Origin of the sequence: Mesorhizobium sp. KR1-2 (assembly GCF_040045035.1) — a bacterium.
In the GTDB taxonomy this organism is placed as follows: Bacteria; Pseudomonadota; Alphaproteobacteria; order Rhizobiales; family Rhizobiaceae; genus Pseudaminobacter.
The window spans coordinates 619903-646022 of the sequence record NZ_JBDZDS010000002.1 but is presented as its reverse complement, the minus strand read 5'-3'; the positions used below and the strand labels follow the sequence as shown (position 1 = coordinate 646022).

At 65.9% G+C, this 26120-nt stretch carries 19 protein-coding genes; 3 read left to right on the top strand and 16 right to left on the bottom strand.

Going from position 1 to position 26120, the window contains the following annotated elements; genetic code table 11:
* Window positions 1–67: 67 nt before the first annotated feature.
* Entirely contained in the window at window positions 68–1495 is a 1428-nt protein-coding gene (locus ABLE85_RS07290; protein WP_348792026.1) for an aldehyde dehydrogenase family protein, read from the top strand.
* A 782-nt stretch (window positions 1496–2277) separates the two neighbouring features.
* Here ABLE85_RS07290 and lpdA read toward each other — a convergent pair.
* Genes lpdA through ABLE85_RS07270 form a run of 4 tightly spaced genes read right to left on the bottom strand, consistent with a single transcriptional unit; the run spans window position 2278 to window position 7266 of the window.
* Window positions 2278–3681: a dihydrolipoyl dehydrogenase gene (lpdA, locus tag ABLE85_RS07285; protein WP_348792025.1), complete on the bottom strand. Its 1404-nt coding sequence runs from the start codon at window positions 3679–3681 to the stop codon at window positions 2278–2280.
* Between the two features lie 4 nt (window positions 3682–3685).
* Window positions 3686–5014 (bottom strand): dihydrolipoamide acetyltransferase family protein, encoded by a 1329-nt coding sequence (locus ABLE85_RS07280; protein WP_348792024.1) that lies wholly within the window; start codon window positions 5012–5014, stop codon window positions 3686–3688.
* A gap of 2 nt (window positions 5015–5016) precedes the next feature.
* The gene (locus tag ABLE85_RS07275; protein WP_348792023.1) at window positions 5017–6030 is read right to left on the bottom strand and encodes an alpha-ketoacid dehydrogenase subunit beta; all 1014 of its coding nucleotides are present in this window, start codon (window positions 6028–6030) and stop codon (window positions 5017–5019) included.
* Window positions 6031–6033: 3 nt separating this feature from the next.
* The gene (locus ABLE85_RS07270; RefSeq protein ID WP_348792022.1) at window positions 6034–7266 is read right to left on the bottom strand and encodes a 3-methyl-2-oxobutanoate dehydrogenase (2-methylpropanoyl-transferring) subunit alpha; all 1233 of its coding nucleotides are present in this window, start codon (window positions 7264–7266) and stop codon (window positions 6034–6036) included.
* 331 nt (window positions 7267–7597) lie between these two features.
* On the opposite strand from ABLE85_RS07270, the gene ABLE85_RS07265 reads away from it, so the two are divergent.
* Window positions 7598–7918, top strand: coding sequence for a hypothetical protein (locus tag ABLE85_RS07265; RefSeq protein WP_348792021.1), 321 nt, complete (start codon window positions 7598–7600; stop codon window positions 7916–7918).
* A 167-nt stretch (window positions 7919–8085) separates the two neighbouring features.
* Here the strand turns inward: ABLE85_RS07265 and ABLE85_RS07260 are convergent, their stop codons facing one another.
* From ABLE85_RS07260 to cysP, 6 genes are all read right to left on the bottom strand, one after another.
* On the bottom strand, window positions 8086–8259 hold the full coding sequence (locus ABLE85_RS07260; RefSeq protein ID WP_348792020.1) for a hypothetical protein: 174 nt from the start codon (window positions 8257–8259) through the stop codon (window positions 8086–8088).
* Window positions 8260–8345: 86 nt separating this feature from the next.
* Window positions 8346–8795, bottom strand: a complete 450-nt coding sequence (locus tag ABLE85_RS07255) for an Rrf2 family transcriptional regulator (RefSeq protein WP_348792019.1) — start codon at window positions 8793–8795, stop codon at window positions 8346–8348.
* A 186-nt stretch (window positions 8796–8981) separates the two neighbouring features.
* Window positions 8982–10001: a sulfate/molybdate ABC transporter ATP-binding protein gene (locus tag ABLE85_RS07250; protein WP_348792018.1), complete on the bottom strand. Its 1020-nt coding sequence runs from the start codon at window positions 9999–10001 to the stop codon at window positions 8982–8984.
* Complete coding sequence (gene cysW, locus ABLE85_RS07245; RefSeq protein ID WP_348792017.1) at window positions 9998–10912, bottom strand: sulfate ABC transporter permease subunit CysW; 915 nt, start codon at window positions 10910–10912, stop codon at window positions 9998–10000. The genes ABLE85_RS07250 and cysW (ABLE85_RS07245) overlap by 4 nt, the downstream gene beginning before the upstream one ends.
* 4 nt (window positions 10913–10916) lie before the next feature.
* The gene (cysT, locus tag ABLE85_RS07240; RefSeq protein WP_348792016.1) at window positions 10917–11738 is read right to left on the bottom strand and encodes a sulfate ABC transporter permease subunit CysT; all 822 of its coding nucleotides are present in this window, start codon (window positions 11736–11738) and stop codon (window positions 10917–10919) included.
* An 89-nt stretch (window positions 11739–11827) separates the two neighbouring features.
* Window positions 11828–12814 carry a thiosulfate ABC transporter substrate-binding protein CysP gene (gene cysP, locus ABLE85_RS07235; RefSeq protein ID WP_348792015.1) on the bottom strand — a complete coding sequence of 329 codons (987 nt, stop codon included), beginning with the start codon at window positions 12812–12814 and terminating at the stop codon, window positions 11828–11830.
* 388 nt (window positions 12815–13202) lie between these two features.
* Between cysP and ABLE85_RS07230 the strand changes: the two genes are divergently transcribed.
* A complete protein-coding gene (locus tag ABLE85_RS07230) occupies window positions 13203–13757 on the top strand; it encodes an alpha/beta fold hydrolase (RefSeq protein ID WP_348792014.1) in 555 nt (184 codons plus the stop codon).
* Window positions 13758–14194: 437 nt separating this feature from the next.
* Here the strand turns inward: ABLE85_RS07230 and ABLE85_RS07225 are convergent, their stop codons facing one another.
* The 6 genes from ABLE85_RS07225 to ABLE85_RS07200 form a co-directional block, all read right to left on the bottom strand.
* Window positions 14195–15235, bottom strand: coding sequence for a sulfate/molybdate ABC transporter ATP-binding protein (locus tag ABLE85_RS07225; protein WP_348792013.1), 1041 nt, complete (start codon window positions 15233–15235; stop codon window positions 14195–14197).
* A 30-nt stretch (window positions 15236–15265) separates the two neighbouring features.
* Window positions 15266–16150, bottom strand: coding sequence for a sulfate ABC transporter permease subunit CysW (gene cysW, locus ABLE85_RS07220; RefSeq protein ID WP_348792012.1), 885 nt, complete (start codon window positions 16148–16150; stop codon window positions 15266–15268).
* A complete protein-coding gene (gene cysT / locus ABLE85_RS07215) occupies window positions 16143–16994 on the bottom strand; it encodes a sulfate ABC transporter permease subunit CysT (protein ID WP_348792011.1) in 852 nt (283 codons plus the stop codon). The genes cysW (ABLE85_RS07220) and cysT (ABLE85_RS07215) overlap by 8 nt, the downstream gene beginning before the upstream one ends.
* A 130-nt stretch (window positions 16995–17124) precedes the next feature.
* A complete protein-coding gene (locus ABLE85_RS07210; RefSeq protein WP_348792010.1) occupies window positions 17125–18153 on the bottom strand; it encodes a sulfate ABC transporter substrate-binding protein in 1029 nt (342 codons plus the stop codon).
* A 239-nt stretch (window positions 18154–18392) separates the two neighbouring features.
* Window positions 18393–20474, bottom strand: a complete 2082-nt coding sequence (pbpC, locus tag ABLE85_RS07205; RefSeq protein WP_348792009.1) for a penicillin-binding protein 1C — start codon at window positions 20472–20474, stop codon at window positions 18393–18395.
* Between the two features lie 2 nt (window positions 20475–20476).
* On the bottom strand, window positions 20477–25963 hold the full coding sequence (locus tag ABLE85_RS07200; RefSeq protein WP_348792008.1) for an alpha-2-macroglobulin family protein: 5487 nt from the start codon (window positions 25961–25963) through the stop codon (window positions 20477–20479).
* Between the last annotated feature and the right edge of the window lie 157 nt (window positions 25964–26120).

The following is a 26120-nucleotide window of genomic DNA, read 5'->3' as shown; positions in this document are numbered from 1 at the left end:
CTAACCGGGCGTCACGGAGGCGCCCTGCCATTTCACGCAAGATCTTTCACGGATCGGAACGGAAAACATGAGCAATCATCTGAAATTCTACATCGACGGTGAATGGGTTGCGCCGGTGAAGCCGGCGACGCTGGACGTCATCGACCCGTCGACCGAAGAAGCCTACACCACGATCTCGGTCGGCTCGAAGGCTGACGTCGACAAGTCCGTCGCCGCAGCGCGCGCGGCCTTCGCCAGCTTCTCGCAGACCACGCGCGAACAGCGCCTGGCGCTGCTCAACAAGGTGCTGGAAATCTACATGCGCCGCTACGAGGACGTGGCGCAGGCGATCTCTCAGGAGATGGGCGCGCCGATCACCTGGGCGCGCGAGGCGCAGGCCGCCGCCGGCCAGGTGCATCTCGAATCGACCATCAAGGCGCTCGAAGACTACGAATTCAGCCATCAGCGCGGCGGCACCATGGTGGTGAAGGAGCCGATCGGCGTCTGCGCGCTGATCACGCCCTGGAACTGGCCGCTCAACCAGATCGTCTGCAAGGTGGCGCCGGCCATCGCCGCGGGCTGCACCGTGGTGCTGAAGCCGTCGGAAATCGCGCCGATCAGCGGCATCGTCTTTGCCGAGATCATGCATGAGGCGGGCGTGCCGAAGGGCGTTTTCAACATGGTCAACGGCAACGGCCCGGATGTCGGCCAGGTGATGGCCGAGCACCCGGATGTCGACATGGTGTCCTTCACCGGCTCGACGCGCGCGGGCATTCTCGTTGCCAAGGCCGCGGCCGACACGGTCAAGCGCGTGGCGCAGGAACTGGGCGGCAAGAGCGCCAACATCATCCTGCCGGATGCCGATTTCGAGCATGCCGTGCGCGAGGGCGTGAACGCCTGCTTCGGCAACACAGGCCAGTCCTGCGATGCGCCTACGCGCATGCTGGTGCCGGCTTCCCGCCACGACGAGGCGCTGGAGGTGGCGAAGGCCACTGCCGAGGCGCACCGCACCGGCGACCCACGCTCGACCGAGACCCAACTCGGCCCGGTCGTCAGCCAGCTCCAGTACGACAAGATCCAGGGGCTGATCGAAACCGGCATCGCCGAAGGCGCCAAGCTGGTGGCCGGCGGCGTCGGCCGCCCCGAGGGCCTGAACCGCGGCTACTACATCCGCCCGACCGTGTTCGGCCATGTCACGCCCGACATGACGATTGCGCGCGAGGAAATCTTCGGGCCGGTTCTTTCGGTCATCTCCTATCACGACGAGGATGACGCGGTGCGCATCGCCAACGACACGGTCTATGGGCTTGCCGCCTATATCCAGTCGCAGAACATCGAGAACGCGCGCCGCGTGGCCTCGAAGATGCGCGCCGGCTCGGTCTACCTCAACTACCCGGCCTGGGACACGCACGCGCCCTTCGGCGGCTACAAGCAGTCGGGCAACGGCCGCGAATATGCCGACTGGGGCATCCACGACTTCCTCGAGATCAAGGGCATCGTCGGCTACGCCGGCTGATGCCATCCAGCGCGGCGGTGCAAACGCCGCCGCGCCCGAATTTCTACTCCCCATGTGCGGAGAAGGCGGGCGAATCCGCCATCTGGGCTCATCCGCAGCGTTCGTCACGGACCGTTATCGTACTGCTTGTTGAGAGTGCGAGGCTTGGATCCCCGCGATCCTGCCTTTCTTGCCGCTTGATGGGCACGCGGCTCGGCGGCCAGGACGCGAGGATGACGGCTGTATTGGTTGCTTGCGCTAATCTTTGAGGTAGCGATTGCTGCTACTGCCACCCGTCGTCCTCGGGCCGGAGCACGAGCGGAGCGAAGTGCGAAGGTTCCGGGGACCCATGCCTCAACCGCAGTGCAGCCAGAGGCAGTAAAGAATGTGCGATGTGAAGTAACTCGGCGATGGCTCGTAAGATTGAGCCTTCATGGCGTCGGGCCTACCTTGCCACGCGCATCGCCCAAAAGAAAACACCCGCCAGGGGAGGAGGTCCGGCGGGTGCTTCTAAAGGTGGTCGACAATCGGGAGGAGGTGAAAGTCGACCGTATCCGGATTGGCCTGGGAGGAGGGTGGCCGCACCGAAATTGCCTCCTCTAAATGCGCCCTTTCGGCCGCGAAGACAATTGCCAATGGCGCATGGCAGCCTTGCAATTTTGTGCGATGCAACATTCTGCCGCACTGATGTTGCGATGCGAGATCAGCTGTTTTTGGCGAGGCGGCATGATGTGTTTCGGCGCGGGAGCGCACGGCATGGACCACCCCCTCCCGGCTTTCGAAGGTGAGAGGCCGCGCCACACTCAAATATGAATGGCGTGGCCGAGCGCCTTCAGCGCGGCCTCCTGGAAGGCTTCGCCTTGGGTCGGATGAGCATGGATCGTGCCGGCGATGTCTTCCAGCCGCGCGCCCATCTCGATCGCCAGCCCGAAGGCGGTGGCGAGTTCCGAGACGTGCTGGCCCACCGCCTGGATGCCGAGCACCAGATGGTTGTCGGCCCGCGCCACAACGCGTACGAAGCCGGCCTCGCCCTGCATGGTCATGGCGCGGGCATTGGCGGTGTAGGGGAACTGGCCGACCTTGATCTCGTGGCCCTGCGCGCGCGCTTCTTCGGGCGAGAGGCCGGCGCTCACCACCTCCGGGTCGGTGTAGCAGATGGCCGGAATGCAGCGCTTGTCCCATGAGCGGCGGTTGCCGGCGACGATCTCGGCCACCATCTCGCCCTGCGCCATGGCGCGGTGCGCCAGCGTCGGCTCGCCGGTGACGTCGCCGATGGCATAGACACCGCGCATGGAAGTGCGGCACTGGCTGTCGATGCGCAGGAATTTTCCCGCACGGTCGAGGTCCAGTTCTTCCAGCCCCCAGCCTTCCATCACCGGCTTGCGGCCGACCGTGACGAGAATCTTGTCCGCGGGAAGTTCTTGTTCCTGGCCGTCGGCGGTCTTGACGATGAGGGCGTCGCCCTTGGCCGAAAGGCCCATTGCCATTGCCTCTGTCAGCACAGCCACGCCAAGCTCGCCGAGTCGTTTCGCCACCGGCCGGGTCAGTTCGGCGTCATATTGCGGCAGGATGCGTGGCAGGGCTTCCACTACCGTCACCTTCGAGCCGAATTTCGCGAAAGCGGTGCCGAGCTCCAGCCCGATATAGCCGCCGCCCACGACCACCAGCCTTTCGGGCACCTTCGTCAGGGAGAGTGCTTCAGTTGAGGAAATCACCGGCCCGCCGAAGGGCAGGGCGGGCAGTTCCATCGGCATGGAGCCGGTGGCGATAACCGCCGTCTCAGTGCGGATCACCTGCGTGCCGGTCTCGGTCTCGACCTCCACCGTCTTGCCGTCGCGGAACTTGGCGCGGCCATGCACGATCTTCACGCCGGCCTTCTTCAGCAGGCCGACCACGCCGTTGTTGAGGCGGCCGACCACGCCGTTCTTCCAGGTCATGGTCTTGGCGAGGTCGAGCTTGGGTGCTTCGACGGTAATGCCGAGCGTGCCCTTGCCGTTGCCGTTGGCCATGCGCACGGTCTTTTCGAACTCATCGGCGGCATGGATCAGCGCCTTGGACGGGATGCAGCCGATGTTGAGGCAGGTGCCGCCGGCTTTCTCCATCTCCACGATCACCGTGTCGACGCCGAGCTGGCCGGCGCGGATGGCGCAGACATAGCCGCCCGGGCCTGCGCCGATGACCAGAAGCTTGCAGGAGATGTCTTTCATCGGCTCAGCCCTCGACGAAAATCAGCGCCGGCGTCTCCAGCAGCGTCTTGATGCGCTGAATGAAAACTGCGGCATCCCAGCCGTCCACCACGCGGTGGTCGAAGCTGGAGGAGAGATTCATCATCTTGCGCGGAATGAACTGCGTGCCGTCCCATACGGGCCGCACCATGATCTTGTTGACGCCGACGATCGCCACTTCCGGATGGTTGATGACCGGTGTGGTGACGACGCCACCCATGGCGCCGAGCGAAGTGATGGTGATGGTCGAGCCCGAAAGCTCCTCGCGCGTGGCCGTGCCTGCCTTGGCGGCATCGGCCAGGCGGCTCACTTCAGCCGCGCAATCCCAGATGTCGCGCGCCTCGGCATGGTGCACCACGGGCACCATCAGGCCGCCCGGAGTCTGCGTGGCGATGCCGATATGCACGCCGCCATATTGATGCACCACACCCGCCTCGTCGTCGAAGATGGCGTTGACATTGGGCTGGTCGGCAATGGCCTTCACCATCGCCCGCATCAGGAAGGGCAGTAGTGTCAGCTTCGGCTGGTCGGCGCGCTTTTGCTTGTTGAGCGCCGCGCGCAGATCTTCCAGTGCGGTGACGTCGATTTCCTCGACATAGGTGATGTGCGGGATGCGCGACTTCGCCACCGCCATCTTCTCGGCGATGCGTCGGCGCAGGCCGACCACCTTGATGTCCTCCACCGTCGTGTTCCGGATGAGGCCGGGCGCCGGGGCGGGGGGGATCTGCGGGCCACGCGCCAGGAAGGCGTCGATGTCTTCATGGGTGATGCGGCCGGCCGGGCCAGTGCCCGGAACCTGGCGTAGGTCGATGCCCGCTTCGGTCGCGCGCAGGCGCACGGCAGGTGCTGCTATCGGCTTTTCGCCCTCGGCGCGCGGCGCGGCGAACTGGGGGCGGGCCGCAAAATGGTTGCGGCCGTTTGTCGGAGCCGGTTTTGGCGCGGACGCAGCGGGAGCGGCAACCGGCGCGGCTGGCTTTGCCTCTGTGCCCTCTGCCAGCTTGGCGGCAGGCTCGGGCTTTGCCGCTTCTACAGTTTTTGGAGCTTCGGCTGCGCTTGGCTCTTCAGCCGCTCCCCCCTCCACCTTCAACCGGATCAGCGGCGAACCGACGGCGATAACGTCGCCGACCTCCGCGCCCAGCCAGGTGATCTCGCCATGGACGGGCGAGGGGATCTCGACGGTCGCCTTGTCGGTCATAACGGCGGCGAGCAGCGTGTCCTCGCGCACGAGGTCGCCGACCTTGACGTGCCATTCCACAAGCTCGGCTTCGGCCACGCCTTCGCCGACGTCGGGAAGCTTTATGACGTGCTCGGCCATGCTCACGCCTCCATGGTTTCGCGCATGGCCTGCCCGAGGCGGGCTGGGCCGGGAAAATACTCCCACTCCTGCGCATGCGGGTAGGGCGTGTCCCAGCCGGTTACGCGGGCAATGGGCGCCTCGAGATGGTAGAAGCAGTGCTGCTGCACCAGTGCCGCCAGTTCCGCGCCAAAGCCGGATGTGAGTGTAGCCTCGTGGACGATCACGCAGCGGCCGGTCTTGTTCACCGAGGCGACGATGGTGTCGAGGTCGAGCGGAAGCAGCGTGCGCAGGTCGATGATCTCAGCGTCGATGCCGCTTTCCTCGGCCGCCGCTTCCGCCACATAGACCATGGTGCCATAGGCCAGGATGGTCAACTCCGAGCCTTCGCGGCGCACCGATGCCTTGCCGAGCGGCACGACGAAATGGTCGTCAGGCACTTCGCCCAGCGGGTGCTTGGACCATGGCGTGACGGGCCTTTCGTGGTGGCCGTCGAAGGGGCCGTTGTAAAGCCGCTTCGGCTCCAGGAAGATCACCGGGTCGGGGTCTTCGATGGAGGCGATCAACAGCCCCTTGGCGTCATAAGGGTTCGACGGCACCACCACCTTCAGCCCGGAAACGTGGGTGAACAGCGCTTCCGGGCTCTGGCTGTGGGTCTGGCCACCGAAAATGCCGCCGCCGGTGGGCATGCGCACCACGATGGGGCAGGTGAATTCGCCATTGGAGCGGTAGCGCAGGCGCGCCGCCTCCGAGACGATCTGGTCGTAGGCGGGGTAGACATAGTCGGCGAACTGCACCTCCACGCAGGGGCGCAGGCCGTAGGCCGCCATGCCGATGGCTGCCCCCACGATGCCGGCTTCGCTGATGGGCGCATCGAAGCAGCGGGTCTTGCCGTATTTCTGCTGCAGCCCTTGCGTGCAACGGAACACACCGCCGAAATAGCCGACATCCTCGCCGAAGACGACGACGGTGTCGTCGCGCGCCATCGACACATCCATGGCGCTGCGGATCGCCTCGATCATGGTCATTCTGGCCATGAGCTACACCCCCGCTTCCTGCCGCTGCCGCCGCAGATGCGGCGGCATCTCGGCATAGACGCCTTCGAACATGTCGCGCGTGGAGGGTTTGCCGCCCGCATGCAGCGTGCCGTGGCTCTCGGCTTCCTTCTGCGCGGCAATGACGGCGTCGAGGATTTCGGCCTCGGCCTGCTTGTGGCGCTCTTCGGACCACGCGCCCTTGAGGATGAGGTGGTTCTTCAGCCGCAGCACCGGATCGCCCAGCGGCCAGGCCGCCGATTCCTCCTTGGGCCGGTAGGCGGACGGATCGTCCGAGGTCGAATGCGCGCCGACGCGGTAGGTGACATATTCCACCAGCGTCGGCCCCAGATTGCTGCGCGCGCGTTCGGCTGCCCATTTGGCCACCGCGTGCACGGCGAGATAGTCGTTTCCGTCGACGCGTAGCGCCGGGATGCCGAAGCCCAGCCCGCGCGCCGCAAATGTGCCGGAGCCGCCGCGGGCTATGCCTTGGAAGGTGGAGATCGCCCACTGGTTGTTGACGATGTTGAGGATGACCGGCGCCTTGTAGGTGGAGGCGAACACGAGTGCTGCGTGGAAGTCGCTCTCGGCGGTGGCGCCGTCGCCCACCCAGCCTGCAGCGATCTTCGTGTCGTTTTTGATGGCCGATGCCATCGCCCAGCCGACCGCCTGGATATATTGCGTGGTCAGGTTGCCTGAGATCGAGAAGAAGCCGTGCTCCTTCGACGAGTACATGACCGGCAGTTGGCGGCCCTTCAGTGGGTCGCGCTCGTTGGAAAAAATCTGGTTCATCATGTCGACCATCGGATAGCCGCCCGCGATCAGCAGGCCGGCCTGGCGATAGGTCGGAAAGTTCATGTCGCCCGGGTTCAGCGCCTTGCGGAAGGCGCAGCTCACCGCTTCCTCGCCCATGTGCTGCATGTAGAATGAGGTCTTGCCCTGCCGCTGCGCCATCAGCATGCGGGCATCGAAGGTGCGCAATGTCATCATATCTCGCAGGCCTGCCAAGAGCTCCTCGTCGGTCAGCGTGCCGGCCCAGGGGCCTACGGCCTCGCCTTCGCGGTTCAGCACGCGGATGATGGAGTAGGCGAGGTCGCGGATTTCCCTGGGATCGACGTCGATTTCAGGGCGGGGCACGGAGCCGGCCTTGGGGATGGGGACGTTGGAGAAGTCTGGTGTGCCGCCGGGGCGAACCTCCGGTTCGGGCACGTGAAGGCTGAGCGGTGCGTGCTCGGTCATGCGGCCAATTCCTCCCGGTTCCGGTTGGCCAAGACACTCGATAGCGTCATTCATTCCACCGGCTCGGGCGGCAATCAACCCCTCCAACCGGCGCGGGCGGCCCTGCGGCGCGGCGCCCGGCAGCCCCCTTCGGGGTAGACAGAAATTTTATGGCGCCAATGCCTCGGGCGCGGGATCGTTCCTGTCGCCACGACAAATTCAGACAGCTTTTCCTGTCGTTTTGAGCTATTGTCCGCGATTGTGACGATGCGAAAATTTTTTTTCGAGATCACCGACAAGGGAGCCCAAACGCAGACGCGAGCTGCGAGATGGACATTCGGAGGAGATAGACATGCCCACCTTGTTACCCCCGCTTTATGAAGGCCACGCGCCGACCATGCTGCACCAGGCGTTTCACGACGCGCTGGAGGCGTATGAGGGGTGGGCTGTCGGGACTCCTGAACCGTCCGTCGATTTCGAAGGCAGCCCGGTTTTTATCAGCGCGGTATTCGGCCGGATGCGAACCTGTACCGACATCTTGCCCGTCCGCACGCTGGATGCGGTCCGCGACATTGCCGGTGCCTCGGCCTCGGAATTGTCAGAAGACCAGGTCACCTATGCCCATGCCGCGCTGCTCTTGAGGGCGCTGTGCGTAGAGAGGCTCAGAAGCTAGCGGATTCGATCTGTTTTCAAAATTGTCAAAATTTTGGAAAAAAATTCCTTGATTTGGCGATTTTTGGAAGGCGAATTCTGTTCGCCACAAAAAAATCGCAATCGACAAAGTCTACAAAAGACATAGACTATTCGTAACCTACGGAGGTCTGAATGTCTCGTAGCCTGTCAGCTGCCAAATGGCATAGCGTTCGCCGGTCCTTGGCGCCGCAACGCTCCAGAATCCGTTTCGGCGTCGAAACGCTCATCTTCCTTCTCGCGGTCGGGTTCACCGTGGCTTTGGTGTGCGGCCTCATCGGCGGGTGAGGACGAAAAAGAAGGCGCAAGCTCAATCAAACTCATAGATCGCGTCCAGCGCGAGTCGCGCGGGCGGCACGATGCACATGAGTTGAGGCATTCGTGGCGCCGCCGAGTTGCGCCGGCGTCGATCAGACGCGATATTTGACGTTTACCAGGAGGTCGTCGTTGTCGGCGTCACGCATCGAGGCGAGGCTGCGGTTGTCCAGCACCTCGGCGATGGCCTGGCGGACTTCCAGCATCATGTGGCGGACCTGGCAGGTGGCCTCGTCACAATCGTCGCAGCGCTGATACTGGGTGCGGCTGGCGCAGGGGATCGGCGCCAGTGGGCCGTCGAGCACGCGCACGACGTGGCCAATCTTGATCTCGGACGCCGGACGGGCGAGGCGGTAGCCGCCGTCCTTGCCCTTGCGGCTCTGCACGAAGCCGGCATTGCGCAACTCGCCGAGGATGGCGTCGAGGAATTTCTTCGGGATGTTGTTGGCAACTGCGATGTCGTTGACGAAGGCCAATTGGCCGACCGGGAGCCCAGAGAGGTGCACGAGGGCCTTGAGGCCGTATTTGCCTTTTTTAGTGAGCATGCCGGGGACAACTCATCGCAAATCCGCCACCGCATGTGGCGATCGTTTGTGTGCAAATCATGACGGGTCATGCTCCGCGAAGCACCTCCACCTGCCTTAAGGTCGGGTGCCATGATAGACAAGCGCAAACTCGTTGATGTTCCGTGACTTTTCGACGGTTTTCCTCGGCCGGTGACCAGAGACGCGTCAGGCGGCGAAAACGCGTCCGCGCCGCACCGTCACGAAGCCCGCGTCGCCCGCGCGTGCCCTGGTTTCCGGTGCGACGTCCAGCTCCAGCACATCGCCCTGGTCGGGCGCCACCAGTAGCCGCCGTCCGCCCGGATGGTCGATGACGCGCAGGATCTTCGCCGCCACGCCGCCGCCGTCGGCGGTCCAGTCGAGGTCGCCTGGGCGCAGGAACACTTCCGCCTTGCCGTCCCCCACGCCGGGCGCGGGGAGGGTGGCTGCGCCGATCTTCGCCTCACCGTTCACCACGGTGGCCGGCAGGCGGTTGGTGTCGCCCAGAAAGCTCATGACGAAGGGCGAGTTCGGCTCTCGGCACACCTCTTCCGGCGTGCCTTGCTGCACGATGTCGCCGTCCTTCAGAATGACGACGCGGTCGGCTAGGTCGAGCGCCTCTTCCTGATCGTGGGTGACGAAGAGCGTGGTGATGCCGAGCTCGTCGTGGATCTCGCGCAGCCAGCGGCGCAGGTCGCGGCGCACATTGGCATCCAGAGCGCCGAAGGGCTCGTCGAGCAGCAGCACCTTCGGGTCCACGGCCAACGCGCGGGCAAGCGCCACGCGCTGCCTCTGGCCGCCGGAGATCTGCGAGGGGAAGCGCTCGCCGAGCCCGTCGAGCTTGACCAGTCGCAGCAGTTCGGCCACGCGTGCGGCAATTTCCTGCTTGCTGCGCTTGACCTTCGACACCTTCATGCCGAAGGCGACGTTTTCGGCCACGGTCATGTGCGGGAACAGCGCATAGTGCTGGAACACGAAGCCGACGCCGCGGTCGCGAACGGGAATGTCGGTGGCGTCGACGTCGCCGAAATGGATCTTGCCGCTGTCGGCATATTCGAGCCCGGCAACCATGCGCAGTATGGTCGTCTTGCCCGAACCCGAGGGGCCCAGCAGTGCCACCAGCTCGCCGCTTTCGATTTCCAGCGACACGCCATGCACGGCGCGGAACGTGTCGAACGTCTTGACGACAGTGTCGAGGCGGATTTTCACGTCGTTTTCTCCGAGGCGAGTTGGGGGATGACCGCTGCGGCTTTCGGCGCGGCGAGCGCGGGGCGGCGGGCGCCGCGACCGGCACCCCGCCGCTCTAGCAGGACCTTGGCCACCAGCGTCACCACCGCCAGCACGGCGAGGATCGAGGCGACGGCAAAGGCGCCGGCGGATTGGTAGTCGTGATAGAGCAGCTCGATATGCAGCGGCATGGTGTTGGTCTGGCCGCGGATGTTGCCGGACACGACCGAGACTGCGCCGAACTCGCCCATCACGCGCGCGTTGCACAGCACCACGCCATAGAGCAGCGCCCAGCGGATGTTGGGCAGCGTGACCGAGAAGAAAGTGCGCCAGCCCGAGGCGCCGAGCGAGGTGGCGGCCTCTTCCAGATCGCGGCCCTGCGCCTGCATCAGCGGGATCAGTTCGCGCGCCACGAAGGGCGCGGTCACGAACATCGAGGCAAGCACGATGCCCGGCAGCGCGAACAGGATCTTTATGTCGGCCGCTTGCAGCGCATGGCCGAACAACCCCTGCAGGCCGTAGACGAAGAGATAGGCCACGCCCGCGACGATGGGCGAGATCGAGAACGGGATCTCGATAACGATCAGCAGGAAGCGCCGGCCCCAGAAGTCGAATTTTGTGATCGCCCAGGCGGCGGCGACGCCGAAGGCGGTGTTGACCGGCACCGCGATCAGCGCCGTCACCAGCGTCAGGAGGATGGCGTGCAACGTGTCGGGATAGGCAATCGCGGCGGCGTAGACCGCCCAGCCCTGCGAAAAGGCCTCCACGCCGATGACGACCAGCGGCGCCACGACGAAGAACGCCGTCACCACCAGCACGATGGCGATCAAGGCGCGGCGGAAGGCGGGGTTGTCGCCGACGCGCGGCGGCTTTTTGGCTGTGCTTGCGCTCATGGTTTTAGGCCCTTTGCGTGTGGCGCAGCGCGCGCGCCTGCAGGAGGTTGGTCACTGCCAGCATCGCGAAGGCGGTTATCAAGAGCACCGAGGCAATCGCCGCCGCCGCCTGATAGTCGTATTCCTCGAGCCGGATGAAGGTCAGCAGCGCGGTGATCTCGGTCTGGAACGGCTGGTTGCCGGCGATGAAGATGATGGCGCCGAATTCGCCCAGGCTGCGGGCGAAGGCGAGTGAGATGCCGGCCAGCAGGGCTGGTGTCAGAAGCGGCAGGATCACCTTGCGGAAGATCGCGCTGTCCGAGCCGCCGAGCGACTGCGCGGCCTCTTCCAGCGCCGGGTCGAGGTCTTCCAGCACAGGCTGGATGGTGCGCACGATGAAGGGCAGGCTGGTGAAGGCCATGGCGATCATGATGCCGAGCGGCGTGTAGGCGACCTGTATGCCGACCTTGGCCAGATACGCGCCGAACCAGCCGTTGGGCGCAAAAAGCGCGGTCAGCGCAATGCCGGCGACGGCCGTGGGCAGCGCGAAGGGCAGGTCCACCAGCGCATCGACGAAGCGCCGGCCGGGGAAACGATAGCGCACCAGAACCCAGGCGAGCGCGAAGCCGAAGACCAGGTTGAAGGCCGTCGCGGCGAGCGCGCACAGCACCGTCACGCGGTAGCTCGCCACCGCGCGGCCGGAGGAAACGATGCGCCAGTAATCGGTGAAGCCGAGGCTCGCCGCCTTGTAGACCAACGCGCCGAGCGGCAGCACGACGATGATCGAGACATAGAGCAGCGTGAGCCCGAGCGTCAGATGCAGGCCCGGCAGGACACGTCGTTGCACGAAGAAGCCTTCCGAAATTGTCGATATGGAAAGACGGAAAGCCGGGCTATGCCGGCTTTCCGCCCTTGAACAGCAGCAAAGCTGTCAGGTCAACGTTCGCCGTAGATCTGGTCCAGCAGGGCGCCGGAGGCGAAGTGCTCGGCCTGCACCTTGTCCCAGCCACCGAACACGTCCTCGACGGTCACGAGGCGAACCTCGGGGAACTTGTCCTTGAACTCGGCCGCGACGTTTTCGTCGCGCACGCGGTTGCCGTGCTCGGCCAGGATTTTTTGGCCCTCCTGCGTGTAGAGGAAGTCGAGGTAGGATTTCGCCAGCTCGCGCGAGCCCTGCTTGTCCGCCACCTTGTCGACGATGGCGACCGGGAATTCGGCCAGCAGGCTGACCGAGGGCGTGACCTGCTCGTACTTGTCCTCGCCGAATTCCTTGCGGATGCCGGTGGTCTCGGACTCGAAGGTGATCAGGACGTCGCCGATGGCGCGCTCCACGAAGGTGGTGGTGGCGGCGCGGCCGCCGGTGTCGAACACCGGCACGTTGCCGAACAGGTTGGAAATGAATTCCTTCACCTTTTGCTCGTCGCCGTTGAAGGCCTCGCGGGCATAGGCCGTGGCGGCCAGATAGGTGTAGCGGGCGTTGCCCGAGGTCTTCGGGTTCGGGAAGACGACCTTCACGTCGTCGCGGACGAGATCGTTCCAGTCCTTGATGTTCTTGGGGTTGCCGGCGCGCACCAGGAAGGAGGGCAGCGAATAGAAGGGCGACGCCTGGTTCGGAAAGTCCTTCTTCCAGTCTTCGGAGACAAAGCCGTTCTTGACCAGGAAGTCGATGTCGGTGACCTGGTTGAAGGTCACCACGTCGGCCTCCAGCCCTTCCACGATGGCGCGGGCCTGCTTGGAAGTGCCGGCATGCGACTGGTCGATGGTGACGCCCGGATGCTGGGCGACGAAGGCCTTGTTGACGTCCACGAACAGTTCGCGCGCCACGTCGTAGGAGGCGTTGAGCAGCTTGTCGGCGGCAAGGGCCGAGGCGGGGGCGGAGAGCAGGCTGGCAATGGCCGCGCCGACGAGCAGGAAACGTCTCATTTCAATCAACTCCAGAATCAATACACTGCGTGGTGTCCGGTATCGGGAGCAAACTAGCGAGCGGGGGCGCCGCCCGCGAGGAATGGCCGCCCCCGTTGCGTGGCAGCAGGGGAAAGGCTGGGGCCTGCGGTCCGCCGTGATTGGAAAATTATTTCCAGAGGACGGAAGTCACGCTGCGTAACGCGGAATTTTGGCCGCGTGCCCAAAAATCTTTTCCGCAGAATCTGATTTCGCCTCCGTCGTGCCGACCCGGAAAGTGTTTTAGCTATCGCTCAAAATACGAAAAGCGCGGTCCTGCATGGGGCGGATGGGCTGCCTAGAATGGGGGCGTTTCATGAGGCGGGCGTCTATCCCGCGAAAATCCCGGCGGTGGCCAGAGGAGTGATGCATGACAACCACCTTGATAATCCCCGGCTTCAATGGCTCCGGCGAGGACCATTGGCAGAGCCACTGGCTGGCCGACCACGACGATGCTCTGCTGGTCGCCCAGGAGCATTGGGGCGAGCCGGTGCTGGAAGACTGGCTCTACAATCTCGAAAGCGAGCTCATCGCCAATCCGGGTGCCATCCTCGTCGCCCACAGCCTGGGCTGCATCCTGGCTGCGCGGCTCGCGGGACGGCCAGCTGCCGAGCATGTGGCGGCCGCCGTGCTGGTCGCGCCCTGCGACATCGACGTGACCAACCGCAAGCACCCCGGCCTCATCGACTTCGGACCGATGCCGCGCCGGCGGCTGCCGTTTCCGTCGATCCTGGTCGCCAGCCGCAACGACGGATACATGGAGTTTGACACGGCGCGCGCCTATGCCGGCATCTGGGGCAGCGGCCTGGTCGACCTCGGCAATGCCGGCCACATCAATGTGGCAAGCGGTTTTGGGCGTTGGGAAGATGGGTACGCGCTGGCTTCCACTTTCCGCTTTGGGCGCTGGGTTTCGCGGGCTGCGTAGTGTGCAAAGCTTTCGCTCTCCTTTGATGGCGGAGGTCGCCACCGGCCGAGTGCGGAGAGGCCAGACCGTTTCAATCAGCCGTCTGCTGCAGGGAGGAATTCTCGACCCGTCGCGCCGATGGCTATGCCGAGGCATGGGTCCCCGGAACCTCCGCACTTCGCTGCGCTCGTGCTCCGGCCCGAGGACGACGGAAAGAGGAACGGCCCGCCCAAATCGCCGACGCCGGAGTTCGACGCCGGAGCTCAGATAGCCGGAGCTCAGGCAGCCTGAGCCCAGGTCGCCGCAGAGCGACGCTGGAGGCTAGGCGGGAGACAATAAACTTCCGTCGTCCTCGGGCCGGAGCACGAGCGCAGCGAAGTGCGGAGGTTCCGGGGACCCATGCCTCGACCTTGACGAGGCCAAAGCCCGTCCAGAACTTTGACGTGCAGTGAGAATCCTCACGCCGCCGGAAACACCTTCCACCGGCGCGGCCGGAAGGCGACGCGGCTTTTCTGCGCGGCCGGGTGCTCGATGGGCAGCTCGATCTCCACCTGTTGCCGCCCTCCGCCAATCTCCAGTTCCACGCGCCGCGTGCCGGCCACGCGGCGGCTGGCCGCCACCGTGCCGGCGATGCAGCCGCTGCAGCCGTCGAGCAACTCGACATCGTGCGGACGGAAATAGAGGGTCGCCTTACCGTCCGGCGCGTCGGGTGCCGAAAGCCCGATCGGCCGGTCGGCGACCCAGAGCTGCCCATCCTCGATCTTGACCGGCAGCGAACTGGATTCGCCGATGAAGCCGTAGACGAACGGCGAGTTGGGCGTGTCGTAAACCTCGTCGGCGGTGCCGACCTGCTCGATGCGGCCCTGGCTCATGACCACGACGCGGTCGGCCAGCTCCAGCGCTTCTTCCTGGTCATGGGTCACGAAGACGGTGGTGTGGCCGGTGGCGTCGTGGATCTCGCGCAGCCAGCGGCGCAGCTCGCGCCGCACCTGGGCGTCGAGCGCGCCGAAGGGCTCGTCCAGCAGCAGCACCCTGGGCTCGATCGCCATGGCACGCGCCAGCGCCACCCGCTGCCGCTGGCCGCCGGACAGCTGCGCCGGATAGCGCTTATCCAGCCCGGAAAGCTGCACGAGGTCCAAAAGCTCGGAGGCGCGGCGGCTGATCTCGGCCTTGCTCGGGCGCGTGGCGCCGGGGCGGACCTTCAGGCCGAAGCCGATATTGTCGGCCACCGTCATGTGCCGGAACAGCGCATAGTGCTGGAAGACGAAGCCGACATTGCGCTCCTGGATGGTGCGCTGCGAAGCGTCCTCGTCGCCGAAATAGATCTTTCCGCGCGTCGGTTTTTCCAGCCCGGCGATGAGGCGCAGCAGCGTCGTCTTGCCGGAGCCGGACGGTCCCAAGAGCGCGATAAGTTCGCCCGACTTGATGTCCAGCGAAACGTCGTGGAGCGCCGGAAAACGGTCGAACTCCTTGCGTACATTGGCAACGCGAACTTCCATGAAATTATCCTTGTCCCCCAAATGCGCTTGTCAATGTCCGCGGCTGGCGGCGATTGCATGGCCGTAGCGGATTTCAAGAATGGTTTTCAGCACCAGCGTCACCAGCGCGAGCCCCGCCAGCAGCGAGGCTACGGCGAAGGCGCCGACGGCGTTGTATTCGTTGTAGAGAATCTCGACATGCAGCGGCATGGTGTTGGTGAGGCCGCGAATATGGCCCGACACCACCGACACGGCGCCGAACTCGCCCATGGCGCGCGCATTGCACAGAAGCACGCCGTAGAGCAGGCCCCATTTGATGTTGGGCAGCGTGACGTACCAGAAGGTCTGCCAGCCATTGGCGCCGAGCGACAGGGCTGCCTCCTCGTCGCCGCTGCCCTGGTCCTGCATCAGCGGGATCAGTTCGCGCGCCACGAAGGGGAATGTCACGAACATGGTTGCCAGCACGATGCCGGGCACCGCGAACAGGATTTCGATGCCGTGGCCCTTCAGCCAGGGGCCGAGCAGGCTGCTGGCGCCGAACAGCAGCACATAGACTAGGCCCGAAATCACCGGTGAGACCGAGAAAGGCAGGTCGATCAGCGTGATCAGGAACGCCTTGCCCTTGAACTCGAACTTGGCGATCGCCCAGGCGGCGGCCACGCCGAAGACGAGGTTGAGCGGCACGGCGATTGCCGCCACCAGCAAGGTCAGGCGGATCGCGGAGATCGTATCGGGATCGACAAGCGTGTCGAAATAGGGTCCCCAGCCGCGCTTGAAGGCCTCGGCAAAGACCAGGACCAGCGGAAGCAGCAGAAAGACGGCGAGGAAGGCGAAGGCCAGCGCCATCAGTACCCAGCGCGTGGCGCGGCTTTCGCTGACACCGGTGGCGCGGGCTTCACGGGCGTCGGCCGCCGCGGTGAAGGAGAGATCAACCATAGCGCTTGCGGCTCCAGGACTGGATCAGGTTGATGACCAGCAGCATCAGGAAGGAGATCGCCAGCATGATCGTGGCGATCGCAGTCGCGGCGGCGTAGTGGTATTCCTCCAGCCGGATGATGATCAGAAGCGGCGCGATTTCCGATACATAGGGCAGATTGCCGGCGATGAAGATCACCGAGCCGTATTCCCCCACGCCGCGTGCGAAGGCGAGCGCGAAGCCGGTGACGATGGCCGGCGCGAGGCCGGGCAGCAGCACACGCGTGATGGTCTGGAAACGGTTGGCGCCCAGCGTTGCGGCGGCTTCCTCGACCTCCCTGTCGATCTCCTCGATGATGGGCTGCACCGTGCGCACCACGAAGGGCAGGCCGATGAAGATCAGCGCGATCACGATGCCAAGCGGCGTATAGGCCACCTTGATGCCGAGCGGGGCGAGCAGGCTTCCGACCCAGCCCTTGGGCGCATAAAGCGAGGTCAGCGCGATGCCGGCCACCGCCGTTGGCAGGGCGAAGGGCAGGTCGACCATGGCGTCGATGACGCGCCGGCCGGGAAAGCGATAGCGCACCAGCACCCAGGCCACCAGCGTGCCGAAGACGACGTTGACGGCGGCGGCGATCAAGGCCGTTCCGAAGCTGACCTGCAGTGCGCTGATCGTGCGTCGGTCGGTGGCGATGGCCCAGAAATCGGCCCAGCCCAATGCTGCCGTGTGCCAGACCAGCCCTGACAGGGGGATGAGGATGATGAGCGTGAGGTAGGTGAGCGAAAAGCCGAGGGTCACCCCGAAACCCGGAATGACGCTTGGCAGCCTGAATCTCCACCCTGCTTCGGCGGGCGCTGTGGTCATATGTTCCCGTTCTTTTTCGCGTCGGCCACTTTGCCGTGGCACTATCATAACATGCCCTGCCGAGGCGGATGACGCAGCTTTGTGGATGCCGCGTCAGGCGCCCCGGCAGGGGAAGGCTTTTCAGGGGCTGTTACTGGCCCGGCTTGTAGAGCTGGTCGAAGATACCGCCATCGCCGAAATGTTCGGGCTGCACCTTCTTCCAGCCGCCGAAGATCGGATCGTCGATGCTGACGAGCTTGAGCTCTGGCAGCTTTTGCAGGTCCTCGGCCGGAACCAGCTCCGGCTTGGAGGGCCGGTAGTGGTGCTTGGCGGCGATGCGCTGGCCTTCCTCCGAATAGAGATAGTCGAGATAGGCTTCGGCCACCTTGCGGGTGCCCTTGGCGTCGACATTACCATCGACGACGGCCACCGGCGGCTCGGCGAGGATGGAGGAGGGCGGGATGACGATGTCGAACTGGTCGGCACCGAATTCGTCGAGCGCCAGATAGGCCTCGTTCTCCCAGGCCAGCAGCACGTCGCCCAGGCCGCGCTCGGCGAAGGTCACGGTCGCGCCGCGCGCGCCTGTGTCGAGCACCGGCACATGCTTGTAGAGGTTGGCGATGTAATCCTTGATTTTGGCCTCGTCGCCGCCGAACTGGTTGTGCGCCCAGGCCCAGGCAGCCAGATAATTCCAGCGCGCGCCGCCGGAGGTTTTCGGGTTCGGCGTGATGACCTGGAGGTCGTCCTTCACCAGGTCGCCCCAATCCTTGATGTCCTTGGGATTGCCCTTGCGGACGAGGAAGACGATGGTCGAGGTGTAGGGCGCGGAATTGTTGGGCAGCTTGCCGCGCCAGTCGGGCGCGATCTTCTTGGTCTTGTCGGCGATGGCGTCGATGTCGCCTTCAAGCGCCAGCGTCACCACGTCGGCGTCGAGCCCGTCGATCACGGCGCGCGCCTGCTTGCCGGAGCCGCCATGCGAGGTGCGGATCGTCACCGTCTCGCCGGTCTCGGCCTTCCAGTGCTTGGCGAAGGCGTCGTTGTAGTCCTTGTAGAGTTCGCGGGTCGGGTCGTAGGACACGTTCAGGATCGTCGTGTCGGCGAATGCAAAGCCGAATACTCCGAACTGCACCGCACCGGCGAGGAGGCCGGCAAGAAGGAAACGCGGTCGAAATTGAGTCATGTCTGCCTCCGTTGAACAAGCATACTCTATCGATTTGGTGGAGTTTGCATGCGGCGGTTCGTGCCAAATTTTGCGCGCCGCGGCAATTTTCCTCACTTCGGCGCTTGGCCGGGACGGAATTATTTTCCCGGCGGGGAGAAGCGGCATCAACGGGGCAGGGTTGCTTCGGTTCCCGCGGGGGGGCGCACGACGGGCAATATCAGGACAAGGGTGGCCTTCTGCAGGCCGCGCCCCGATCCTCACTCCACGAACACCTTCACGCTTGCCGCGCGGCCGGCGGCGTCGATGACGGTCAGCGTTGAATAGCCGGTGCCGTCGGGCTGCCAGGTGGCGGTGCGGCGGCGGGAAGGTTCTTCAAGAGGTTTGCCGTTGGCCAGCCAGCGGAAGGGCGCGCGGCCGCCCTGCAGCTTCAGCACCAGCGGCGAAGCGTCGTTCGAAGCGGCGGCGAGGTCGACATGCGCGCCGTCGGGCGGGAAGACGATCTGCGGCGCCGGCTCGGTCGGAGCAACTGCCACGAGCCCGTCGGGCGCGGGCGAAAAGCGCTCCTGCGTCACCGGCAGGTCGGCGCGGGCGGTGCGGAAGGCGCCGGCCGGCGCGCGGCCGAGCGGTACGGCGGCAAGGCCGGACTTGGCAAAGCCTTCGAACAGGATAGGGGCGGCGGACGCATAGCCTGACAGCCCGGGCACGGAGCCGGCATCCGCCCGGCCCACCCACACGCCCAGCACGTGGCGTCCGTCGAAGCCAACTGACCAGGCGTCGCGATAGCCGTAGGAGGTGCCGGTCTTGTAGGCGATGCCACGCGGGGACGCCCCTTCCGGCGGCCTCACGCCCGACAATATGTCGGCGATCTGCCATGTCGCCTGCTCGCCGAGGATGGTGCCGCCGCTGTTTTCGATCGGCCCGGCTTCGGTGCCGTCGCGCAGCGTGCGCGCCTTTCCGCCATTGGCGAGCCCGGTATAGAGCTGCACGAGATCGCGGAGCGATACGCCCACGCCGCCGAGCCCTATCGCCAGCCCCGGCGCTTCCCCCTTGGGCAGCACCGGCGTCACGCCCGCCTGGCGGAAGCGCGCCGTCAGCCGCGCCGGGCCCACCGCGTCGAGCAGACGCACGGCCGGCACGTTGAGTGACAGCTGCAGCGCCTGGCGCACGCTGACATCGCCCTGATAGCTCATGTCGAAATTGCGCGGGCGGTAGCCGGAGAAGTCGGCCGGGCGGTCCTCGATCAGCGTCTCCTGCGCGACGAGGCCCTGTTCCATCGCCAGCCCATAGATGAAAGGCTTTAGCGTCGAGCCCGGCGAACGCACGGCGCGCGTCATGTCGATCCAGCCGGAGCGGCCGCCGTCGAAATAGTCGGCCGAGCCGACCTCGCCGAGGATCTCGCCGTTGCTGGCATCGGCCAGCACCATGGCGACGGAAATGCGCGGCCCCAGCCTCTCGGCGGCATTCCTGGCCACGGCTTCCAGCCCTTCCTGCACGCGCTTGCTCAAGGTCAGCTTGTGCCGGCTTTCGGACGGTGACTTGCGCAAGGCGGTGTCGGCGACATGGGCGGCGAGGGAAGGCAGGGCGAGGCGGGTGCCGGCCACTGGCTCTCCAGAGGCGCGGGCGGCCTCCGGCTCGTTCAGCACGCCAGCCGTCACCATGCGCGCCAGCACGCGATCCCGAGCTGCTTCCGTCACGTCGCGGTTGCGGTCGGGGCGGCGGCGTTCGGGCAACTGGGGCAGGGCGACCAGCAGGGCCGCTTCCGAGACGGTGAGGCGGCGCGGCTCCTTGCCGAAATAGGCGAGGCTGGCCGCGCGCACGCCTTCGAGATTGCCGCCATAGGGCGCAAGCGTCAGGTAGCGTTCGAGGATCTCGGCCTTTGACAGCCGCCGCTCGATCTGGAAGGCGCGCAGCACCTGCAACAGCTTGGAGCCGAAGCTGCGGCTTGCACGCGGCTCGATCAGCCGCGCCAGCTGCATGGAGAGCGTGGAGCCGCCGGAAACGATGCGGCGATTGCCGGCGAACTGCTTTGCCGCGCGCAGGAGCGCCAGCGGGTCGACGCCGTCATGGTCGAAGAAGCGCTTGTCCTCATAGGCGATCAGCATTTTTACAAATTGCGGATCGACCCGGTCGAGACGGGTATCGAGCCGCCAAAACCCATCCGGCGTCGCATAGGCGCGCAGAAGCGCGCCGTCGCGGTCTAGCACTTCCGTCGAGACGGTGAGGCGTGCGGGGAGAGGGGGCGGATAGGCGCGGTCGAGGGCGTAGAGAGCGCCGGCCGCGATCGTGGCGAGGCCGATGGCGGCCGCGCCCCAGAATGCCAGCTTGCGAAACGCGCTCATGGCTACGGCGCCGCCACCTCCATCATGCCGGTCGAGGTGCGGGCCGAATATTGCGGCCGGTACATGTCCTCGACGCTTGCGGCCGGATGGGCATAGAGGCCCGGCGTCACCGCGCGCACCACATAGGCCAGCGTGATCTGGCTTGCGTCTCCCGCCTGCCGGTCGAAGGCCGCGACGAAGCGGTCGTCGCGGAACTCGAGATGGGCGGCTTCCGTCCGGTCCAGCCAGGGGAAGTTGCCGAGGTCGGCGCTGGACACCAGCCCCGGATTGTCGATCTCGAAGCCGGCCGGCAGCAGGTCGGTCACCAGCACGCGCGAGGGCCAGTCGTTCGACTGGTCGACCTTCAGCACCACCACGAAACGCTCGTTCTGCTTCACGCTGGTGACGTTCGCCTCCGAGCCGTCGAGCGTATAGTAGGTGCGCTCGATCTCGAAACCGTCGCCGCCGGCGGGCAGCGCCTGCGCGGGTGCGGCCACGGCGGTCACCACCGCCTGCACCGGGTCGCTGCCGGTATTGGCGATGACCAGCGGATTGTCGACCAGCGCGCTCCCGTCGATCCGTTCGGAATAGGCGCCACCATGCGGCGTACCGTTGACGGTGAGCTGGATGGCGTCGTTGTTGGCCCTCAGCGCACGGGCGGCCAGAAGCATCCAGGCCTGGTCCTGCGTGCTGAGATAGCTGGCGGCCTTGCGCTCGGTAGTGACGAGGCCGACGAGTTCCGGCACCACCTTGGGTGCCGGCCGGCTTTCGGCGGCAAGCGCCAGCATGGCGGCGCCGTCGCGCAGGCGCGAGCCGTAGTCGGAGCGGGCGTAGTCGTGCTCGGTGGCCTTGGCCAGCGTCAGCGCGGAGCGGAATGCGGCTTCCGAGCGCGGCTGGTCGCCATAGAGCGCGAGGCTGGCGGCGAGCTGCGCGACCGCCATGGGGCTCGAGAACGCGTCGAGCTGCGTGTCGGAATAGTAGCGCAGGTCGCCGATCGAGGCCTTCTTGTTGCGGGCCAGCACATAGAGCGCATAGGCGATGTCGCTGCCGCGGTCCCGCAGGTCGAGGTCGTAGGACAGCGAATTCTGCAGGTTGTCCAGCGCCAAGAGCATGGCCTCGCGCGGCACGTCGTAGTTCTTTTCGCGCGCCCGCGTCAGGAAGTCGGTGACATAGGCGTCGAGCCAGAGGTCGCCCGAGCCCGGTCCCCACAGGCCGAAACTGCCCGAGGAGGACTGGTTGTTGAGCACGTGGTAGACGGCCTCCTGGATGCGCCGGCGCAGGTCCGGGTCGTCCGCCATGCCTGCGCTTTGCGCCAGTTCGCTGAGATAGAGCAGGGGCAGTGCCCGGCTGGTGGTCTGCTCGGCGCAGCCATAGGGATAGCGGTCGAGCGTCATCAAAAGCGACGGCACGTCGAAGGCCGAGGCGTACGAGACGCCGACGCTGACATAGGCGCCGTCGAGCAGGCTCGCGGCCAGAAGCTCGCGATCGATGCGCAGGCTGCCGCCATTGGCCGCCAGGTCCACGACGGTGCGCGTGGTGACCGGCAGCTCGGCCCGGCGCACCGGCAATGACAGATTCTGCTCGACGCTAACGCCGCTGTCGTTGGCGAGGCGGATGGTAAGGCCCGCTTCGCCGGTCGCCTGGGCGGTAATCGGCACGGTCAGCGACTGGCGCTTGCCGGCGGTCAACGTCACCTTGCCGGGAGCCGAGCCGGCCTCGGTCGCGAGGTTGCTGCTCGGCTCGATCGAGAGGACGTAGTCGCCGTCTGGCGCATCGGTGTTGGCGATGTCGAGGCGCATCGTCGCCTGGTCGCCCGGCGTCAGGAAGCGCGGCAGGCTGGCCGTGATCACCACCGGATCGCGCACGATCACGTCGGTCGAGGCATGGCCCATGGCCTCCTTCGTCCAGGCCACGGCCATCACGCGCACCGTGCCGTTGAACTGCGGCAGGTCGAATTCGACGGTTGCCTTGCCCTCACCGTCGAGCTGCACAGGGCCGGAGGAGAAGGCGACAAGCTTCTCGGTCGGCGGGCTGCCTTCGGTGACCATGTTGCCGCCGTCGCCGCCGGTGCGCAGCTTGCCGGTGATGCCGAGAGAACCGTCGATCAGCCGGCCGTAGAGGTCGCGCAGTTCAAGCCCGAGCTGACGCTGGCCGAAGAACCAGCCTTCCGGGTCGGGCGCCTGGTAGCGGGTGAGATTGAGGATGCCGACGTCCACGGCCGCGACCATCACATAGGCCTCGCTTGCAGCGGACGCACCGGTGACCTCGACGGGAATGGACAGGCTACGGCGTGGCTCGCTCTTTTCCGGCGGCGAGAGCGTGACCCCAAGCTGTTTCTCGCCCGGGGTGACCGCAAGCCACTTCACGCCGATGGCGCGGGCCGGCATGCGCGATCCCTGCGCGTTGCCTGGCCGGTAGAGGGTGGCAGTGACATAGGCGCCCGCGCCCCAGTCGCCGTCAACCGGGATGTCGACGGTGGCACCGCCTTCCGGCACGGAGGCGGTGAAGGTCTTGAGCAGCCTGTCGGCACCCACCGTCACCAGCAACTCGCCGGCAAAGCGTGGCGACACCTGCAGCTTGGCCGTCTCGCCGGCAGCATAGGCGTCCTTGTCCAGCGCGATCTCCAGGCCGTCCGGCGTCTCGGTCGAAGTCGCCTCGACGAACCAGCCGGCGTTGAATTCGTAGCTGGTCATCGGGCCGGTCGGGTCGGCCGTCTCCACCTCAAGCCGGTAGCGACCCCAGTCGACCGGCACGGTGACGGTGGCTTCGCTGTCGGCGGCCAGGTCGAGCTGGCCGCTGGCGATGGCGCGGGTGAAGGTCACCGGCTCGTAGTTCCAGCTGTTGCCGCTGCGATACCATTGGTAATTGCGCTCGATCTTGACCAGCGACCAATGCGCGCCGTGCAGCGCCATGCGTTCGCCCTGCGCGCTGGCGGCGATGAGGCTGAACTTGGCAGTCGAGCCCTGCGGCACCTCGTTGCCGGAAAATTCCGGCCGGATGCCGATCATGTCGCCTTGCGGACGGATCGCGATGTCGAGCGCGCGCTCCACAGCGCGGCCGCCGCTTTCGCGCATGCGCACGGTGACGGCGGCATTGAGCAGGCGGGTGGTGGAGGGTGCCTGATCGACTGCGACGGGGAAGGTGGCCTTGCCGTCCTCGCCCACCGGCGGCAGCTCGGCCAGCGGAACTTGCGTCGCCTCGCCCTCCTGCTCGTCGGCGAGCCCGAAGGAGAAGCCCTTGAAGCGGTCCCATTCGCGCCTGGTCGAGACGGTCAGTTCGCCCTCGAGCGCAAGGCCAGCGGCCGGCGCGCCGTAGAGGAAGCGGCCGTCGACGGTGACACTGGCGGCCTCGCCGGCCGCGATCTCGCCGTGGTCGCTGGTGAGATCGAACTCGATGCGGTCGGGCACGAAATCCTCGACCAGGAAATTCTGCGTGGCAACTGCCGGCTGCTTGGGGTCGGTGTGGATCGCCACGCTCCAGGTGCCGCGCATGGCGTTGGCCGGCAGCGTGAGGTCGACGGCGTGGCCGCCGGCCTTGCCGCCGTCGGAGATGATGCGGCGATCTTCGACGCCGTCCGGCCGCGAGAAGACGAAGGTCAGTGGCAGGTTCTCCACGGCCCTGGCCGCGTCGTCGCGAGCGAGGGCGGCCACATGCACCTCCTCGCCGACGCGGTAGATGCCGCGCTCGGTCCAGGCATAGACGTCCAGCGCGCCGGGCGAGGCGCGGCCGGTCACGCCGCGGTCGGACAGGTCGAAGCCGGCGCGGGTCATGTCGAGGAAGACGAAGTCGCTGTCGCCCTGGCTGGCCATCAGCACCGCCGGCACCATGCCGCCCGTGCCGCGCGTCAGGCCCGGCGTGAAGGTGGCGCGGCCTTCCGCGCCCGTCGTGGCCTTGCCGAGGATTTCGTTGTTGCGGGCCAGCAGCGTCAGCTCGACGCCGGCAAGCGGCAGGGCGGTGCCAAGCGAGCGGGCGAAGACGTTGAGCCCGTCCTGGCCGGTATAGGTCGACAGGCCGATGTCGGAGACGACGAACCACTGCGTGGCCTTGGGCTGGTAGTCTTCGCTGCGGTCGTCCTGGGGCCGCGCGGTCAGCACATAGACGCCGGGCTTGCGATCGGGCAGCGCCTCGTCGATGGGAAAGCTGGTGGTGACCTCCTTGTTGAGGTCGTTGCCCGGAATATCGATCTCGCCGTCCCAGATCGGCTCGCCCATCTGCTCGGAGATGCTGCTGATGTCGTAGCCGTCGAGCTGGCGCAGGAACTGGTAGCCGGACAGAAGCTGAGCCAGCGAGCGGTCGCCGACGCGGAACAATTCCAGGTCGGCCGTCGCCGTGTTGACGGTCACCAGCGGGATACCGCGCCGGGCGGTGGCGGGCAGGACAAAACTGTCGCCGGTGAAGCGCACGGAAGGCGAGCGGTCCTGCACATAGATCGAGAGCGTCACGGGCGCGGCCAGCGCTTCGCCAACCGCCGCCGGCAAGCCGGCGCGGAAGGTCACGCTGTAGTGCCGGCCGTGCTCCAGGCCCTCGACGCAGATCTGCCTGTCCTTGGCCTCGATCGCCTTGGGGGCGGCGTCGTCGAGCTTCACGAACGTCGTGTAGTCGACGCCGGTCTTGACCAGTTCCTCGGAAAACTGGGCGCAGATGCGCGGGGACGTGCTGTCGTTGTCGACCGAATGGTCGACGATGCGGAAGCCCTTGCGCGCCTTTAGGTCTTCATAGTCGGTCCGGACCGACGCTGAATCGTTCAGCGCAAGGCTTGCCTCATAGGCCTTAAGGGCAGGGCGATAGAGCTCGCGCTTGTCGAGCCCGACGGCCAGCACGGCCAGTGCTTCGGCGCGCGCCATGGCGCTGCGGGAGAGCTGATAGCCGTTCCAGGCGGCCGATGTGGCGTCTCGCTTGAGCTTGGCCGTTTCCTCGTCGTTTACCGGGGGCGTGCCGAGTATGGCGCGGGCAAGCTCGATCCACAGCGCGCCGTCGTCGGGCGTGGTGGCGACGGCGGAGGTGAACTTTTGCATGGCGGTGCGCGGGTCGCCGTTGCGCATCGCCTCTTTCCCGGCCTCGGTGAGGGCGGCGAGGCCTTCCTCGCCGACGGCCACGGAACCATCGGTCAGGTCGCTGCGGAAACGGCGCGCCTCATCCACCATGCCCGCGGCGAAGAACGACAACGCCGGCGGAGCGCCGATATCGGGTGCGCTGTCGCGCAGCACCACCTTGCCGGCGACGGCCCCGGCGAAGGGCTTCAGCTGGCTGAAATCGGATTTCAGAAAACACCACTTCGCCTTGACGTTGTAGGTGAAGGCGCGGCAGGCGCTGTCGCCCAGGCAGGTGCTCTTGCACTGGTCGAGCGAGACGTTCTGCTGGGACCGGAGGTCGAAGCCGAAATAGTCGCTGTTTTCGGTGGTGGCGATGGAGCGGGCGTCCACCGCAAGCGCGGGGCTTGACCATGGCAGCACCAGCAACAAGGCAAGGAATGCGAAAGTCGACCAGATGCGAGCAGCGCGAATTGCCATAGGTCCCCTCCGGACGCTGGTGCTTTCTCGAAAAACCATTGATCAAGCTTCAAAACTACTTGTCAACACGGCTCCGTCATCACCCGGTCTTTACCTGCTGCGCATGTCATTCATGCATCGACCGCCCGGGCAGCATGCGGCGATTTTCTTTGCAGGC

What these genes read in the sequence shown, in the direction of transcription:
- ABLE85_RS07290 (WP_348792026.1), top strand. Translation starts at nt 68, where the DNA reads ATGAGCAATCATCTGAAATTCTACATCGACGGTGAATGGGTTGCGCCG.
- lpdA (WP_348792025.1), bottom strand. Translation starts at nt 3,681, where the DNA reads ATGAAAGACATCTCCTGCAAGCTTCTGGTCATCGGCGCAGGCCCGGGC.
- ABLE85_RS07280 (WP_348792024.1), bottom strand. Translation starts at nt 5,014, where the DNA reads ATGGCCGAGCACGTCATAAAGCTTCCCGACGTCGGCGAAGGCGTGGCC.
- ABLE85_RS07275 (WP_348792023.1), bottom strand. Translation starts at nt 6,030, where the DNA reads ATGGCCAGAATGACCATGATCGAGGCGATCCGCAGCGCCATGGATGTG.
- ABLE85_RS07270 (WP_348792022.1), bottom strand. Translation starts at nt 7,266, where the DNA reads ATGACCGAGCACGCACCGCTCAGCCTTCACGTGCCCGAACCGGAGGTT.
- ABLE85_RS07265 (WP_348792021.1), top strand. Translation starts at nt 7,598, where the DNA reads ATGCCCACCTTGTTACCCCCGCTTTATGAAGGCCACGCGCCGACCATG.
- ABLE85_RS07260 (WP_348792020.1), bottom strand. Translation starts at nt 8,259, where the DNA reads ATGAGTTTGATTGAGCTTGCGCCTTCTTTTTCGTCCTCACCCGCCGAT.
- ABLE85_RS07255 (WP_348792019.1), bottom strand. Translation starts at nt 8,795, where the DNA reads ATGCTCACTAAAAAAGGCAAATACGGCCTCAAGGCCCTCGTGCACCTC.
- cysW (WP_348792017.1), bottom strand. Translation starts at nt 10,912, where the DNA reads ATGAGCGCAAGCACAGCCAAAAAGCCGCCGCGCGTCGGCGACAACCCC.
- cysP (WP_348792015.1), bottom strand. Translation starts at nt 12,814, where the DNA reads ATGAGACGTTTCCTGCTCGTCGGCGCGGCCATTGCCAGCCTGCTCTCC.
- ABLE85_RS07230 (WP_348792014.1), top strand. Translation starts at nt 13,203, where the DNA reads ATGACAACCACCTTGATAATCCCCGGCTTCAATGGCTCCGGCGAGGAC.
- ABLE85_RS07225 (WP_348792013.1), bottom strand. Translation starts at nt 15,235, where the DNA reads ATGGAAGTTCGCGTTGCCAATGTACGCAAGGAGTTCGACCGTTTTCCG.
- cysW (WP_348792012.1), bottom strand. Translation starts at nt 16,150, where the DNA reads ATGGTTGATCTCTCCTTCACCGCGGCGGCCGACGCCCGTGAAGCCCGC.
- cysT (WP_348792011.1), bottom strand. Translation starts at nt 16,994, where the DNA reads ATGACCACAGCGCCCGCCGAAGCAGGGTGGAGATTCAGGCTGCCAAGC.
- ABLE85_RS07210 (WP_348792010.1), bottom strand. Translation starts at nt 18,153, where the DNA reads ATGACTCAATTTCGACCGCGTTTCCTTCTTGCCGGCCTCCTCGCCGGT.
- pbpC (WP_348792009.1), bottom strand. Translation starts at nt 20,474, where the DNA reads ATGAGCGCGTTTCGCAAGCTGGCATTCTGGGGCGCGGCCGCCATCGGC.
- ABLE85_RS07200 (WP_348792008.1), bottom strand. Translation starts at nt 25,963, where the DNA reads ATGGCAATTCGCGCTGCTCGCATCTGGTCGACTTTCGCATTCCTTGCC.